This is a genomic window from Sphingomonas sp. RS6, from assembly GCF_054489705.1.
On record NZ_JBTMWM010000003.1, the window covers coordinates 23927 to 39226 of the forward strand.

Annotated in this window: 12 protein-coding genes; 1 reads left to right on the top strand and 11 read right to left on the bottom strand. The window is 66.7% G+C overall.

The features are described 5' to 3' along the window. Positions 1-100: 100 nt before the first annotated feature. The 5 genes from rodA to ACX40Y_RS07360 are packed head-to-tail and all read right to left on the bottom strand — an operon-like array spanning position 101 to position 5713. Positions 101-1219: a rod shape-determining protein RodA gene (gene rodA / locus ACX40Y_RS07340; protein ID WP_459118903.1), complete on the bottom strand. Its 1119-nt coding sequence runs from the start codon at positions 1217-1219 to the stop codon at positions 101-103. Further along, positions 1219-3246 carry a penicillin-binding protein 2 gene (gene mrdA / locus ACX40Y_RS07345; RefSeq protein ID WP_459119233.1) on the bottom strand — a complete coding sequence of 676 codons (2028 nt, stop codon included), beginning with the start codon at positions 3244-3246 and terminating at the stop codon, positions 1219-1221. The genes rodA and mrdA overlap by 1 nt, the downstream gene beginning before the upstream one ends. A gap of 2 nt (positions 3247-3248) precedes the next feature. Continuing rightward, positions 3249-3758: a rod shape-determining protein MreD gene (mreD, locus tag ACX40Y_RS07350; RefSeq protein WP_459118904.1), complete on the bottom strand. Its 510-nt coding sequence runs from the start codon at positions 3756-3758 to the stop codon at positions 3249-3251. Beyond that, on the bottom strand, positions 3758-4657 hold the full coding sequence (gene mreC, locus ACX40Y_RS07355) for a rod shape-determining protein MreC (RefSeq protein ID WP_459118905.1): 900 nt from the start codon (positions 4655-4657) through the stop codon (positions 3758-3760). The genes mreD and mreC overlap by 1 nt, the downstream gene beginning before the upstream one ends. 15 nt (positions 4658-4672) lie before the next feature. Beyond that, the gene (locus ACX40Y_RS07360) at positions 4673-5713 is read right to left on the bottom strand and encodes a rod shape-determining protein (RefSeq protein WP_459118906.1); all 1041 of its coding nucleotides are present in this window, start codon (positions 5711-5713) and stop codon (positions 4673-4675) included. A gap of 152 nt (positions 5714-5865) precedes the next feature. On the opposite strand from ACX40Y_RS07360, the gene mutL reads away from it, so the two are divergent. Then, positions 5866-7701, top strand: coding sequence for a DNA mismatch repair endonuclease MutL (mutL, locus tag ACX40Y_RS07365; RefSeq protein ID WP_459118907.1), 1836 nt, complete (start codon positions 5866-5868; stop codon positions 7699-7701). Between the two features lie 10 nt (positions 7702-7711). On the opposite strand, the gene ACX40Y_RS07370 is transcribed toward mutL, so the two are convergent. The 6 genes from ACX40Y_RS07370 to ACX40Y_RS07395 form a co-directional block, all read right to left on the bottom strand. Further along, entirely contained in the window at positions 7712-8341 is a 630-nt protein-coding gene (locus ACX40Y_RS07370; protein ID WP_459118908.1) for a CAP domain-containing protein, read from the bottom strand. A gap of 119 nt (positions 8342-8460) precedes the next feature. After that, a complete protein-coding gene (locus ACX40Y_RS07375) occupies positions 8461-9354 on the bottom strand; it encodes an acyl-CoA thioesterase (RefSeq protein WP_459118909.1) in 894 nt (297 codons plus the stop codon). Beyond that, entirely contained in the window at positions 9354-10478 is a 1125-nt protein-coding gene (locus ACX40Y_RS07380) for an acyl-CoA dehydrogenase family protein (RefSeq protein ID WP_459118910.1), read from the bottom strand. The genes ACX40Y_RS07375 and ACX40Y_RS07380 overlap by 1 nt, the downstream gene beginning before the upstream one ends. A gap of 125 nt (positions 10479-10603) precedes the next feature. After that, on the bottom strand, positions 10604-11788 hold the full coding sequence (locus ACX40Y_RS07385) for an acyl-CoA dehydrogenase family protein (protein ID WP_459118911.1): 1185 nt from the start codon (positions 11786-11788) through the stop codon (positions 10604-10606). A 164-nt stretch (positions 11789-11952) separates the two neighbouring features. After that, the gene (locus ACX40Y_RS07390; RefSeq protein ID WP_459118912.1) at positions 11953-13977 is read right to left on the bottom strand and encodes a 3-hydroxyacyl-CoA dehydrogenase NAD-binding domain-containing protein; all 2025 of its coding nucleotides are present in this window, start codon (positions 13975-13977) and stop codon (positions 11953-11955) included. A gap of 56 nt (positions 13978-14033) precedes the next feature. After that, the gene (locus ACX40Y_RS07395; RefSeq protein ID WP_459118913.1) at positions 14034-15257 is read right to left on the bottom strand and encodes a serine hydrolase domain-containing protein; all 1224 of its coding nucleotides are present in this window, start codon (positions 15255-15257) and stop codon (positions 14034-14036) included. Positions 15258-15300 lie beyond the last annotated feature (43 nt).

The window sequence follows — 15300 nt, forward strand, 5'->3', positions numbered from 1 at the left end:
GTTCCGGTGATTCGCGGCGCCGTTGGTGTCGGTGCCCCGTATCGGAGGCGCGCCAATACCCTCGGTTCTCGCGGGTTGTAAACCCCCAAATTCAAAAAAATCACCAGCGCTGCTGTCGGCGGTTCTCGCGGTCGATCGACATCAAGATTCCGAGGCAGATCATGAAGGTCATGACCGCGGTGCCACCGAAGCTGATCAGCGGCAGCGGCACGCCGACCACCGGCGCCAGGCCCATCACCATCGCCATGTTGATCGAGACATAGAGGAAGATCGTGCCCGACAGGCCCGCCGCGGTGAGCCGGGCGAACCGAGTCTTCGCGCGCATGCCGACGCCGACCGCCCACCAGATCAGCGCGCCGAACGCGACAATCAGCATGACGCCGCCAGCAAGCCCCCATTCCTCCATCATCGTCGCGAGCGCGAAGTCGGTCTGCCCCTCAGGCAGATAGTCGAGGTGGCTCTGGGTGCCGTTCAGAAAGCCCTTGCCGAAGATGCCGCCCGATCCGATCGCGATCTTCGACTGGGTGATGTGATAGCCGGTGCCGAGCGGATCGCGCTCTGGATCGAGGAAGATCATCACGCGGTTGCGCTGATAATCGTGCAGCACGAAGTTGACGGCCAGCGGCGCTGCCACCGCCATTGCCAGCGCACCTGCGATGAACAGTCGCAACGGAACCCCTGCCAGGAACATCACGATGACGCCGCAGCCGGTGATCATCAGGCCGGTGCCGAGATCGGGCTGGAGCATCACCAGCAGCGCCGGAATGCCGATCAGAACCCCTGCGGGCCAGATCGCCACGAACTTGCGAATCTCGCTCGCCGGCAGCATCTCATAGAAGCGGGCCAGCGCCAGCACGATCATCGGCTTCATCAGCTCCGATGGCTGGAACTGGAAGCCGCCAAGGCTGATCCATCGCTGGCTGCCCCCCGCGACCTTGCCGAGAAGCTCCACACCGATCAGCGCCAGCACCAGCAGCCCATAGATTGGAAACGCGGTGTTCGCCCAGAAACGCTCGGGCAGGCGAGACATCACCACCGCGCCAGCAAGGAAGATGAAGAACTTTGTCCCCTGGTTCAGCGCCCAGGGGCGAATGTTGCCGCTCGCCGCGGAATACAGCACGATGAGGCCGAAGCCGCCGATCGCGCAGACCAGGAACAGGACGCGCCACGGCAGTTGTGCGACCTGGTTGGGAACGATGCCGTCGCCGGGCTTTGCCATCAGTCGCCGTCCGCGCTGCCGACAGGGGCGATGTTGCGGCGGGTGGTGTCGGTTGTCGCGTTCGCCGCGTCGGATACGAGCGAGCTCGCCGCTTCCTCGGCATCCTCGGGAGCGGGGGGCGGGGGCGCATCCTGCGCTGCCTTGAACGCGCGGGCCTGCTCGGCGAGGCGGGTGGTATAGTCGCCGCCCCAGGTCGGTTCGACCTCCGCCAGCGTCTTCATCGCGAGATCGCGATCGAACAGATAGGTCATGATGTCCCGGCCGATCATCGGCGTGTCGAGATTGCGCACGGTGTGGCCATTATGCTCCAGCACGATCGCGGCGGCGTATTTGGGATTGTCAGCCGGGGCGAAGCACACGAACAGCGCGTGGTCGCGCAGCTTGAAGGGCAGGGCGGCATTCTTGAGCACGCCGGTGCGCCGTTCCGCCATCGTGATCCGGCGTACCTGTGCCGTACCGGTCTTGGCCGCGAGCGCAACGCCGGGCACGTACATTCGCGCCGCGCCGCCGGTACCGCCGCCATTGACGACGCCGTACATCGCCTCGCGGATGACGGCGAGGCTCTCCTCGCTGACCGGCATCGGCGCCGACGCCGTCTGACGACCGGAGAGCAGCCGCGGCGTGAGAATCCTGCCCGATCCCAGCCGGCTTGCCATCACCGCCAGCTGCAGCGGATTGGCAAGCACATAGCCCTGGCCGATCGACGCATTGAGCGAATCCGCGACCGTCCAGGGACGGTGATATTTGTTCAGCTTCCATTCGCTGTCGGGCACCGTGCCGTAGCGCTGGGTGGTGAACGGCATGTCGAACTTCTGGCCCAGACCCAGCATCCGCGCCATCGGCGCGATCGCATCATAGCCGACGCGGCGCACCATTTCGTAGAAATAGATGTCGCAGCTCTGCATGATGGCGTTCTTGAGGTCGATCGGCCCGTGGCCGCCGCGCTTGTGGCAATGGAACACGCCGTTGCCGACGCGAAGCGCGCCCGAGCACGTCACCCGCGCGGTCGGATCGACGCCCGCCGCCATCAGTGCGAGGCCGTTCATCGGCTTGACGGTCGATCCCGGCGGATAGAGCCCCTGCAGCACCTTGTTCATCAAGGGCACATGATCGTCTTCCGACAGCATCTTCCATTCGCTCTGGCTGATGCCGTCGGAGAAGCTGTTGGGATCGTAGGACGGCATCGAGACAAAGGCGAGGATGTCGCCGCTCGCCACGTCGATCACCACGGCCGAGCCCGAATTGGTGCCGAGGCGCCGGGCGGCATATTCCTGAAGCCCGCTGTCGATCGTCAGCCGGATATTCTCGCCGGGCTGGTCGGCACGCGTCTCGAGCTCGCGTACCGGCTTGCCGCGCGCGGTCACCTCGACCCGTTTCGCGCCGGGCTTGCCACGCAGCCGGGGCTCCAGCGTCTTTTCCAGGCCGTCCTTGCCCAGCTTGAAGCCGGGGGTGACGAGCAGCGGGTCCTTTTCCTTCTTATACTGTTCGGCCGATGCGCTGCCGACATAGCCGATCAGATGGCCGACTGCGGCGCCCAGCGGATAGGTCCGTGCGAAACCCCGGGTCGGCGCGACGCCGGGGAGTTCAGACTGGCGCACCAGCACTGCGGCATAGCGATCCCAATCGAGATTTTCGGCCACCTGCACCGGCTGGAAACCGGCGGCCCGCTTGAGATCGGTTTCGATGCGATCGAGGTCTTCCGGCGTCAGCTGAAGAATCCGGGAGAGCGTCGCGAGCAGCTTGTCCTTATCCTCGATCCGGTCGGGGATCAGGTCGACGCGAAAATCGGTGCGGTTGCTGGCCAGCGGCTTGCCGCGCCGATCGATCAGCCAGCCGCGCCGCGGTGGGATCAGCGTCATGTTGACGCGGTTGCTCTCGGCCAGCAGCTTGTACCGCTCATTCTCGAGCACCGACAGCCACGCCATCCGCCCGGCGAGCACCAGCCCCACCGCACCCTGCGCCGCCCCCAGCAGCACGGCGCGCCGGGAGAAGCTGTATGCCTGCGTCGCTTCGGTGATGCGGACCATCTTCATGCCGGCCGCCGATCGCGGTCCAGCGCGGCGCAAAGCCGCGACGCGAGCGGGAACAGCATGATCGTCGCCGCGATCTGGAAGAGCATCGCCGTATCGACATCGGCGCTGATCGGCGACGCCAGCAATCGTCCGCCGATCAGCGAAAAGCCGATAGCGCCACTTGCGATCAGCCAGTCCTGCCAGAAATCACGCCACACAAGGCGAGTCTCTAGCACGTCCGTCACCAGCATGCATGTCGTCCAGAGCAGCATCGCCGATCCCAGCGGCTGGCCGCCGAGCAGATCGTCGAAAAAGCCGAGCGGGATCGCCGCCCAGACCTTGAGCGCGTCCGGGCGACGCAGGCGCCAGCCAAGGAGCATCAACAGGCCGAACGGCGGCAACACCGGAATCGTCGCGATCACCGGAATGATCGTCACGAGCGATCCCAGCATGATCGACACCGGCGCCAGCCACGCGGCGCGGGGTCGCGATGGCGTGGCGCCGAGCCTGGGCCGATCGATCGCCATCACTCAGTCGCGCGGGGCGCGACGGTTGCGGTGGGGAAGGGCGCAGGCGTCGGCGGTTCGGGCAGGAAAATCTTCTGCACCATCGCGAAATCGGGTGTGTCGGGATGGGCATTGGGCTGGGCGAAGGCAACGTCGCGCCCGATGCGCGTAACAGTGGCGACCGGGATGTTCGGCGGAAAGATGCCGCCGGCGCCGGAGGTGACCAGCCGGTCGCCAGGCGCGAACACCATGTTGGCGACGCTGGCCGACCGGACATCGAGCGTGCCATCACCGCGGCCGGCGGCGATTGCGGGCATACCGTCACGCACGCGGCGCACGGGAACGGTGCTTTCGGGATCGGTGATGAGCAGCACGCGCGCGGTGTTCGGTCCCACCTCGATCACCTGGCCGATCAGTCCGGCGGCCTCGCGGACCGGCTGGCCCTGCTGCACGCCTTGCCAACTGCCCGCGTTGAGCGTCGCATAGCGGCGCGTGCTCGATGCCGACGAATTGACCAGCCGCGCGATCACGATTGTCTCGGGCGTGATGTCGCGCAGCTTCAGCATGGCGCGCAGCCGTTGGTTCTCGCGATCGAGCGTCAATGCGCGCTCGATCGCCGCCCGTTGTGCCGCCAGTTGCTGCTTGAGCCGGGCATTCTCGCTGCGCACGCCGAAATAACTGCCAATCCCCTCGGGAATGCTGCCGACGCCGCGTCGCGCCCAGTCAAGCGCCGACGATACCGGCGTGGTGACCTCGGCGGTCGCGCGGGTCATCGCCGCGAACAGCGGCGGATCGAAGCGGGACAGCAACAGCAGCACGACGGCGAGCAGCAATCCGCTGCCCGCCGCCACGTAGCTCAGGAACAGTCCATATTGCGCCCGTCGCGAAAATCCCGGGCGCCGATTCCGTGGCGGCGCCATCGCCCCTGCTCCCGACTAGACCTGGATGAGAACGCCGCGAAAGATCGGATCTTCAAGCGCGCGGCCGGTGCCGAGCGCAACGCAGGTCAGCGGGTCTTCGGCCACCGTCACCGGCAGGCCGGTCTCGTCGCGCAGCACTTCGTCCAGCCCCTGGAGCAGCGCGCCGCCGCCGGTGAGGACGATGCCCTGATCGACGATGTCGGCGGCCAGTTCGGGCGCCGTGTTTTCCAGCGCGATCCGAACGCCTTCGACGATCGTGTTGACCGGTTCGGACAGTGCCTCGGCGATCTGGCCCTGGTTGATCTGGATTTCCTTGGGCACGCCGTTCACCAGATCGCGACCCTTGATGTGGATCGTCTTGCCGATACCGTCGACCGGCGGCTTGGCGACGCCGACTTCCTGCTTGATCCGTTCGGCCGTGGCTTCCCCGATCAGCAGATTGTGGTTGCGGCGAACATAGGAAACGATCGACTCGTCCATCTTGTCGCCGCCGACGCGGACAGAGGTGGAATAGGCGAGGCCACGCAGGCTGAGCACCGCGACTTCGGTGGTGCCGCCGCCGATATCGACCACCATCGAACCGATCGGCTCGGTCACCGGCATGTCGGCGCCGATCGCAGCGGCCATCGGCTCCTCGATCAGCCAGACCTGGCTGGCGCCGGCGTTCGACGCGGCATCGCGGATCGCGCGGCGCTCGACCGAGGTGGAACCCGAGGGGACGCAGATCACAATTTCCGGCCAGCGCATGAAGCGGCGCTGCCCGTGCACCTTGCGGATGAAGTGCTTGATCATCTCTTCGGCGACGTCGATGTCCGCGATCACGCCGTCACGCAGCGGACGAATCGCCTCGATCGACCCCGGCGTCTTGCCCATCATCAGCTTGGCGTCGTCGCCGACCGCCTTGACCTTCTTCACGCCGTTCAGCGTCTCGACCGCCACCACCGACGGTTCGTTGAGCACGACGCCGCGCCCGCGCAGGTAGACGACAGTGTTGGCGGTGCCCAGATCGATCGCCATGTCGTGGGACATGAATTTGAAAAAGCGCGAGAAAGCCATGTATTGATCCGTCCCTGCCGGGCGGAGAATGGCCCCGTCCGGCTGTTCGCACAAAGTTTAGACCGAAACCCTTCCGGGACGGACGAAAATCCGGCCTGGTGTCATGCGGATGCGGGTCGCGGGAGGCCGTCGCTTGGGCTACAGCGATGGCCATGTCAATACGCCGCCTGCCAGAACATCTCGTCAATCGCATTGCCGCCGGAGAGGTGGTCGAGCGCCCCGCAAGTGCGCTCAAGGAACTTGTCGAAAACGCGATCGACGCAAAGGCGACACGGATCGCCGTGAGATTGGCGGGGGGCGGCGTCGAACTGATCGAGGTGATCGACGACGGATGCGGCATGGCGCCAGCGGACATGGCGCTTGCGCTTGAGCGACATGCGACGTCCAAACTGCCCGACGACGATATCGAGCACGTCGCGACGTTGGGTTTTCGCGGCGAAGCGCTACCCTCGATCGCGAGCGTCGCGCGCCTCACGCTCGAAAGCCGCGTACGGGGCGAGGACGGCTGGTCGCTTTGCGTCGACAATGGCGCCAGGGTTGCAGAGGGGCCGGCGGCGCTGCCGCCCGGCACCCGCGTCCGCGTGGAGGCGCTGTTCGCGCGTGTCCCGGCGCGACGTAAGTTCCTGCGATCGACCCGGGCGGAATATGCCGCGAGCCTGGACGTGGTGAAGCGGCTGGCGATGGCGCGGCCTGACATCGCCTTTTCGGTCGAACATGACGGGCGGCGCGTGCTCGGCGTGCAGGGCGGCGAGGGGCGGCCGGAGCGCGTTGCTGCGCTGACCGATCGTGCGCTTCACGAAAACAGTGTCGCGATCGATTTCGAGCGCGAAGGCATGGTGCTTGGCGGCGTCGCCAGCCTGCCGACGTTCAACCGCGGCGTGGCGGACCACCAATATCTGTTCGTCAACGGCCGACCGGTGAAGGATCGCCTGCTGGTCGGCGCGGTGCGCGGCGCCTATGCCGAGATGCTGGCGCGCGACCGCCACCCGGTGGTCGCGCTCTTCCTCGACGTGCCGCCCGAGCTTGTCGACGTGAACGTTCATCCTGCCAAGACCGAGGTGCGGTTCCGCGATCCAGCGCTGGCGCGCGGATTGATCGTCAGCGGGCTGCGGCGAGCGCTGGATGCCGCCGGGCATCGCAGCGTGCAGCGGCCGAGCGGCGCGGCGGTCGGGCTTTGGCAGGCGGGTTCAGCCGGTCCCGGCCGCTCCGCCCCCGCGGACAGGATGGGGTGGAGGGATTCCACGGCGCAGCTTGGCCTTGCTGAGATGCCGCCCCACCCCGATCCCACCTCCGCGGGCGAAGGGTTCAGGCATTATTCCGGCGCGGTTCGCGATGCCGGAACCTTCTTCTCACCACCGCCACAGGCGCGCGCGGAGCCGGCCCGGCACGAGGCGCCGCTTGTCACCGACTTTCCGCTGGGCGTCGCGCGCGGTCAGGTGGCCAAGACCTATATCGTCGCCGAGGCGCAGGACGGGCTGGTGCTGGTCGACCAGCATGCCGCGCATGAGCGACTGGTGCTGGAGCGGATGCGGCGGGCCATGGCGGGCGGCGCGGTGCCCAGCCAGGCGCTGCTGCTCGCCGAGGTGATCGAACTGGATGAACCCGCCTGCGACCGGCTGGAGGCGCGGCTCGACGAACTCAAGGCGCTGGGGCTCGAGCTTGAACGGTTCGGCCCGCGGGCGATGCTGGTGCGCGCGGTGCCCGCTGTACTGGGGACCGCCGACGTGCAGGGGCTGGTGACCGACCTGGCCGACGAATTGGCCAGCTTCGACGATGCGCTGTCGCTGCGCGAGCGGCTCGATCATGTCGCCTCGACGATGGCGTGCCACGGTTCGGTGCGGGCCGGCCGCATCCTTTCGGTCGCGGAGATGAACGCGCTGCTCCGCGAAATGGAAGTCACGCCACATTCGGGCCAGTGCAATCATGGCCGGCCCACCTGGGTGAAGCTGGCGCATGGCGACATTGAAAAGCTGTTCGGGCGAAAGTGAGCGGGCGCCCTCAGCGCGTGCTGGCGAACTGTGGCAAGGATGCGGTGCCGTCGCTGGTGCCGCTGAGATCGAGGACGCACAGATAAGCCAGCCGCCGATGCGGGCCGCAGCCGATCCCGACAAAGCGGAAATTGGCATCGAACAGCAATGCGCGGTGGCCGCGCCCCGGCACGCCGTCATCGATGATCAACTGGCGAACCACCGCATCGGGATCGTCGGCGCCATAGGCGATGCCCTCACCGACGAAGATGCCGCCGCCAATCCGCCGCACCCGCTCGCCCGGGCCCGCACCGTGGCGATCGACATGACCATTGGCGCCGAGCGCGCCCTGATCGAGCGCATAATCCTTTGCGGCGCGGGCCAGCAACGCGCCAGGATCGAGCGGCGGCAGCGGCGCCTGTCGCTCGAGAAAGTCGATGGCTTCGTCGACCGCCGACGTGCCTTCACGCGTGATCACACCGGCGTCGTCGCCCGGCAACAACAGCAGCCTGCCGCGAAAATAGCGTCGATAGTCGCGCAGTTCGTCGGCATAGCGGTGCGGATCGGCACGGATCGCGTTGATGCGATCGAGAACTGCCTGTTCGAGCGTTTGTGCGCGGGCGGGCAACGCGGTGAGCGCAGCGACGGAAGCTGCCAGCAACCACCCAATCAAGCGACGCATCAACCAACAACCCCAAGCCCGCCCGGCTCATTTCCGACGCGAAACGGCAGGCTGCAAGCAAAAAAGTTAATCAATCGAAAATGCGTGCGACCAAGCGTTTATGGATCGCGCCGGGGCCGGGCCGATCGGATCAGCCCCTCCTGCGTCATGCTCGCGACGAGACGCCCATCCCGGGCATAGATGCTGCCGCGATTGAACCCGCGCGCATGGCCGGCCCAGGGACTGTCGGTGGCGTAGAGCAGCCATTCGTCGAAGCGGAACGGCTCGTGAAGCCACAGCGCATGATCGAGGCTGGCGGTCTGCACCTGCCCGGTCATCCAGCTGACGCCGTGCGGGAGCATGCAGGTGCCGAGCAGGGTCATGTCGCTGGCATAAGCGAGCATCGCGCGGTGCAGCGCGGCTTCGTCGGGCAAGGGCGCGACGACGCGGAACCAGCTATATTGCCGCGGTTCGCGGGGCTCGGGCTGAAACCAGTTGCGCGGGTTGACCGGGCGGATTTCGATCGGCCGGGCGCGGAGGAAGAAGCGCTTGAACTTCTCCGGGATTTGGTCGCGGATTTCCTCGCGCAGCGCGGCTTCGGAACGGAGCTCTTCGGGCGGCGGCACCTCTGGCATCGCATCCTGATGGTGCAGCCCTTCCTCGGGAAGGTGGAAGGATGCCGCCATGTTGAGGATCGGCTTGCCCTTCTGCATCGCGATCACGCGGCGATTGGCAAAGCTGCGCCCTTCGAAATCGCGCACCACGCGGTAGAGGATCGGATGATTCTCGTCGCCCGCCCGCATGAAATAGGCATGGAGCGAATGGGCGACCTTGGCGTCGTCGATCGAACGCTGCGCGGCCTGCAGCGCCTGCGCGATCACCTGCCCGCCAAACACGCGCCCTACGCCGCCCGGTTGGCGTGCGCCGCGATACAGGTCGGTGTCGAGCGTCTCGACGTCGAGCAGGGCGATGAGGCCCGCGACAAGCGCCTCAGGGGACTTTTCTTCTTCCATCAATATCCCGCCGCTTCCGCCAGCGCATTGGCGTGATAGTTCGAATCGCCGAACATCTCGGCCAGCACGCGCGCCCGCTTCATGTAGAAGCCGATGTCGTACTCGTCCGTCATGCCGATGCCGCCATGCATCTGGATACCCTCCTGCACCGCCAGCGTGGTGGCAAGCCCGGTCATCGCCTTGGCCACGGCCACCGCCTCATCCGCGGGTTCGCCCGCGTCGAGCAGCTGCTGGGCCTTGAGCGTGGCGGCGCGGGCGATTTCCAGTTCGCTGTAGAGGTGCGCCGCGCGATGCTGGAGCGCCTGGAAGCTGCCGATCAACGTGCCGAACTGCTTGCGCTCCTTGAGATAGCCGAGCGTCATGTCGCTGGCACCTGCACCGAGGCCGAGCAATTCCGCCGAGGCACCGGCCCCCGCCGCGCGCAGCAGCCGGCCGAGCGGATCGGCTCCGGCGTCGATCTCTCCCACCACCGCATCGGCGGTGACTTCGACGCCGTCGAAGCTGGCGTGCGCGGCGATGCTGGAATCGGCCAGACGCTCGGGGCGCAGGTCGAGCCCGGCTGCCTTGGGATCGATCGCGAACAGGGTGATGCCTTCCCGGTCCGTATTGCTGCCGCCGGTGCGGGCGCTCACCAGGATCAGGTCGGCGGCATGGGCGTGGTGGGCGAAGCGCTTGGTGCCCGTCAGGCGGAAGCCGTTGCCGGCGCGCTCGGCCTTGAGGGCGATCGCGCGGCCGAATTTGGGCTTCTCGTCATGCGCGATGGCGATCACCGCTTCGCCCGCGGCGATACCGGGGAACCAGCGCTCGGCATGGCCTGTGCCCTTCAGCGCCTCGACCGCGGCGACGGCGGTGGAGAGGAAGGGGGAGGGGGTGAGGTTGCGGCCGATCTCCTCCAGCACCACGCCTGCCTCGACATGGCCGAGGCCCAGGCCGCCGGATGCTTCCGGGATCAGGATGCCGGTAAGGCCCATTTCGGCGAACTGCTTCCAGAGGTCACGGCTGAAGCCGGTGGGGTCCTGGGCATCGCGCAGGGCGCGGAGATGGCGAACCGGGGCGTGTTCGGCGACGAACGCCCGCGCGGTGTCGCGGAGCATCGTCTGTTCGTCGTTGAGGTAGAGCGGCATGGTTCCATTCCTCCCTCTCCCCCTGCGGGGAGAGAGCCGGGGAGAGGGGCAGTCTCTCGCACCGGCCCGTTTGTGACTGTGGACTGCCCCTCTTCCAACCCTCTCCCCGGTGGGGAGAGGGCTTTTCAGGCCGGCAGTTCCAGGATCCGCTTGGCGACGATGTTGAGCTGGATCTCGCTCGTCCCGCCCTCGATCGAATTGGCCTTGGTACGCAGCCAGGCGCGCGGCGTGGCCCCCTTGGCCGAGGCGCTGCTCTCCCACTCCAGCGCATCCGATCCGCCTGCGGCCATGATCAGTTCGTGGCGCTGCTTGTTCAGCTCGGTGCCGACATATTTCATCATGCTGGGCTGGGCGGGATGGGCGCGGCCGGCCTTGAGTTCATCCAGGAAGCGCTCGGACATCGCCGAGAAGGCGCGCATCCGCACTTCGAACAACGCGATCTGGGCACGCAGCATCGGATCGGCGAGCCGGCCCTGGTCGTCGAGCCCGATCGTCGCGATCGCGCCTTCGATCAGCGGATTGCCGCCGGTGCGGTCGAGCCCCATGCCCGAGATCATCTCGCGCTCATGGCCGAGCAGATATTTGGCGACGTCCCAGCCCTTGTTCTCCTCGTGCACGCGCTGCGCCTTGGGCACGCGCACATTGTCGAAGAAGGTTTCGCAGAACGGCGAATAGCCGGAAATCAGCAGGATCGGCTTGGTCGAGACGCCCGGCGAGGCCATGTCGAACAGCAGGAAGCTGATTCCGCCCTGCTTCGCCTCCTTGCTGGTGCGGACCAGGCAGAAGATCCAGTCGGCCTTGTCGGCATAGCTGGTCCACACCTTCTGGCCGTTGACGATGTAATGGTCGCCGGCATCCTCGGCCCAGGTCTGCAATCCGGCTAGATCGGAGCCGGCATTGGGTTCCGAATAGCCCTGGCACCAGCGAATCTCGCCGCGGGCGATCCTGGGCAGGTGCTCCAGCTTCTGTTCCTCGGTGCCGTATTTGAGCAGCGCCGGCCCGAGCATCGAAATGCCGAAGCTGTTGAGCGGCGTGCGCGCTCCCATCCGCTTCATCTCTTCGCGCAGGATCTTGGCTTCGGCCGGGGAGAGCCCGCCGCCGCCATATTGCGTGGGCCAGTCGGGCACCGTCCAGCCGCGCGCGGCCATCCGGTCCATCCAGAGCTTCTGGTCGGGATGCGCCCAGTCGGGGTTGCGCCCGCCCCAGACGATGTCCTTCTCGGACCGGATCGGCTCGCGCATCGATGCTGGGCAGTTCGCCTCCAGCCAGGCGCGGGTTTCGGTGCGGAAGGTTTCCAGATCCTGCGTCATCATCCTCTCCCGAGTTCCTCCCCGGCACGGGAAGGCGTGTATGTCCCGCCGTCAGGCGGCGGGAGGGTGAGGGTGGCCATCTTAGCCGATTATCCCGCTCACCCTCACCCTTCCGGCGCTGCGCGCCTCCCTCCCTCTCCCAAGGGGAGAGGGAGCGTGGAGCATCACCGGTTGAACTTCTCGCCCTTCTCCGCCTTCTCGCGGAGCAGCGGGGCGACCTCGAAGCCGTATTTCTCCAGGCCCTCGACGATCTTCTTCAGGCCCTCGGTGTCGGCCCAGAACATCGGCCCGCCCCGATACGGCGGCCAGCCATAGCCATAGACCCACACTACATCGATATCGCTCGCCCGCTGGGCCATGCCTTCCGCCAGGATCAGCGCGCCTTCGTTGACCATGGTGTAGAGCGTGCGGACGACGATCTCCTCCTCGGTGATCTCGTGGCTGGGCACGTTCAGCTTGCCGCGCCATTCCTCGATCAGCTCGGCGACGCGCGGGCTGTTCGAAGGCTGGCGCTTCTCGTCATAGTCGTAGAAGCCGGCGCCCTTCTTCTGGCCCCAGCGGCCTTCGGCGGCGAGCGCGTCGCGGATATTCTCGATGCGGTTGGGATCGCGGTGCCAGCCGATGTCGACGCCGGCCAAGTCGGCCATCTGGAACGGCCCCATCGGCATGCCGAAGGCGACATGGACCTTGTCGATCTGCTCGGGTGTCGCGCCTTCGAGCAGCATCTTGGTGGCTTCCACCTGGCGCGGCATCAGCATCCGGTTGCCGATAAAGCCATAGCAGACGCCCGCGATCACCGCGACCTTCTTGATCTTCTTGGCGAGCGCCATCGCCGTCGCCAGCACGTCGTCGGCGGTCTTGGCGCCGCGGACGATCTCGAGCAGTTTCATGACGTTGGCCGGCGAGAAGAAGTGCAGCCCCACCACGTCCTGCGGACGGCTGGTGACGGCGGCGATCTCGTCGATGTTGAGATAGCTGGTGTTGGAAGCGAGGATCGCGCCGGGCTTGGCGATCTTGTCGAGCCGGCCGAACACGTCCTTCTTCACGTCCATGCTCTCATAGACGGCCTCGATGATCAGGTCGCATTCGGCGAGATCGTCGAAGTTGAGCGTGGGCTTCAGCAGGCCCATCGCCTTCTCGACCTGCTCGGCAGTCATGCGCCCCTTGGCGGCGGTCGCCTCATAGTTCTTGCGCATCACCCCGGTGCCGCGATCGAGCGCGTCCTGCGCCATCTCGACGATGGTCACCGGCACGCCGGCCGAGAGGAAGTTCATGCTGATCCCGCCGCCCATCGTGCCGGCGCCGATCACGCCGACGCGGCGAATGTCGCGCAGCTGGATATCGTCGGCGATGCCGTCGATCTTGGCGGCCTTGCGCTCGGCGAAGAAGATGTGGCGCAGCGCGGCCGATTGCTGGCCCATGATCAGCTTCATGAAGCCCATGCGCTCGGCCTGCACCCCCTCGGCATAGGGCTTGCCGGCGGTCTGTTCGATGATGTCGATGATCGTGTTCGGCGCGTCGAGCCCGCGAAAACGCTTTGCATTAGCAGCGCGGAATGCCTGGAAAACAGCGGGATCGACCGTTACGGGGCGTTCGCTGGAGCGCGAGACCGGCTTGCCGATCACCTCGTTCGCGAAGGCGACGGCATCGGCGAGCAGGCTGTCCTCACCCGCGAGGCGGTCGACGAGCCCGGCTTCCTTGGCTTGGGTGGCCGAGATCGGATCGCCCTTGGTCGCCATCTCCAGCGCCACCTCGAGGCCCGCGACGCGCGGCATCCGCTGGGTGCCGCCCGCGCCCGGCAGGATGCCCAGCTTCACTTCGGGAAGGCCGAACTTCGCCGACGGCACGGCGATGCGATAGTGCGAGGCCAGCGCCACCTCGCACCCGCCGCCGAGCGCGGTGCCGTGGACGGCGGCGATCACCGGCTTGTCGAGCGCCTCGATCTGGTCGACCAGTACCGGCAGCGAAGGCTCGGCCATCGCCTTGCCGAACTCGGTGATGTCGGCGCCCGCAAAGAAGGTCTTGCCGGCGCAGATGATGACGACCGCCTTGATGGTGTCGTCACCTTTGGCTTCCTCGATGCCGGCCTGCAGCCCCTGCCGCACCGCCGCGCCGAGCGCGTTCACCGGCGGATTGTCGGAGGTGATGATCAGGACAGGGCCCTGACGGCTGGTGGTAATCACGGACATGCGTTCGAACTCCTAGTTCGCAGTTCCGGCCGGGGCCGGGAGGGGGTGAGGGGCGCTCATCGGGTGAGCGCCGAATAGATCAGCGTCTTCAGCTCGCGCCGGATCGGGTAGAGCATCGACGGCGAGAATTGCGTCATGAACACCATCGAAAGCCGCTCGACGGGATCGACGAAGAAGGCGGTGGAGAACATGCCGCCCCAGTAGAATTCGCCGACCGAGCCGGGGATCATCGTCTTGGCGACATCGAGGTTGATCGCGAAGCCCAGGCCGAAGCCGACCCCGGCATTGGTCGTCTCGTTGAACAGCCCGCGCGACAGGCTGGCGAGGTCGCGGCCGCCGGGCAGGTGGTTGATCGTCATCAGCTGCACGGTCTTGGGCGAAACCAGCCGTACGCCGTCCAGCGCGCCGCCGTTTAGCATCAGCGTGTTGAAGCGGTGATAGTCGAGCGCGGTGGACACCAGCCCGCCGCCGCCCGAGAGCAGCCGCGGGAAGCGCGACCAGGCCGAAGCCTCGCCGCGATCGTAGAGCACCCGGCCTTCGCCTTCCTTCATCGTCCAGCAATCGGCGAGGCGGTGGACCTTGTCCGCGGGCACCTGGAAGAAGGTGTCGTGCATGCCGAGCGGCGCGAAGATGCGCTCGGCGAAGAAGCGGTCGAGCGTCATGCCCGAGAGCCGCTCGATCACCGCGCCCAGCACGTCGGTGGCGACCGAATAGGTCCACGCCTCGCCCGGCGAGAATTCCAGCGGCAGCGTGCCGAGCGTCGCGACGAACTGGTCGAGCGTCAGGTTCCCGTGCCAGTTCTCGATCCGCCCGGCGCGATAGGCTGCGTCGACCGGGGTTCGCTCCTGAAAGCCATAGGTGAGCCCGGCGGTGTGCCGCAGCAGGTCCACCATCCGCATCGGCTGCGCGGTCGGGGTAGTGACGAAAGGCTCGCCATTTCCCCCACCGGCATAGACGCCGACCCCCTTGAGCTCGGGCAGGACATGGTGAACCGGCGTGTCGAGTGCGACCAGCCCTTCCTCGACCAGCATCATGAACGCGAGGCTGGTGATCGGCTTGGTCATCGATGCGATGCGGAACAGCGTGGTTTGATCCACCGGTGCGCCGCCCTCGCGCGCGGCGCCCTGATGCGAGAAATGGACGATGTGGCCGTCGCGGGCGAGCAGCAGCTGTGCGTGCGGAAGTTTCCCCGAGTCGAGGTACCGCGCCTTCACGAAAGCATCGATCCGCGCGAGGCGGGTCGTATCGAAACCAAGCGCTTCCGGGTCGCGGTGGGGCATCAGGATTGGCATACCTCTCATTCGAATCATCTGCAAAGCGCCT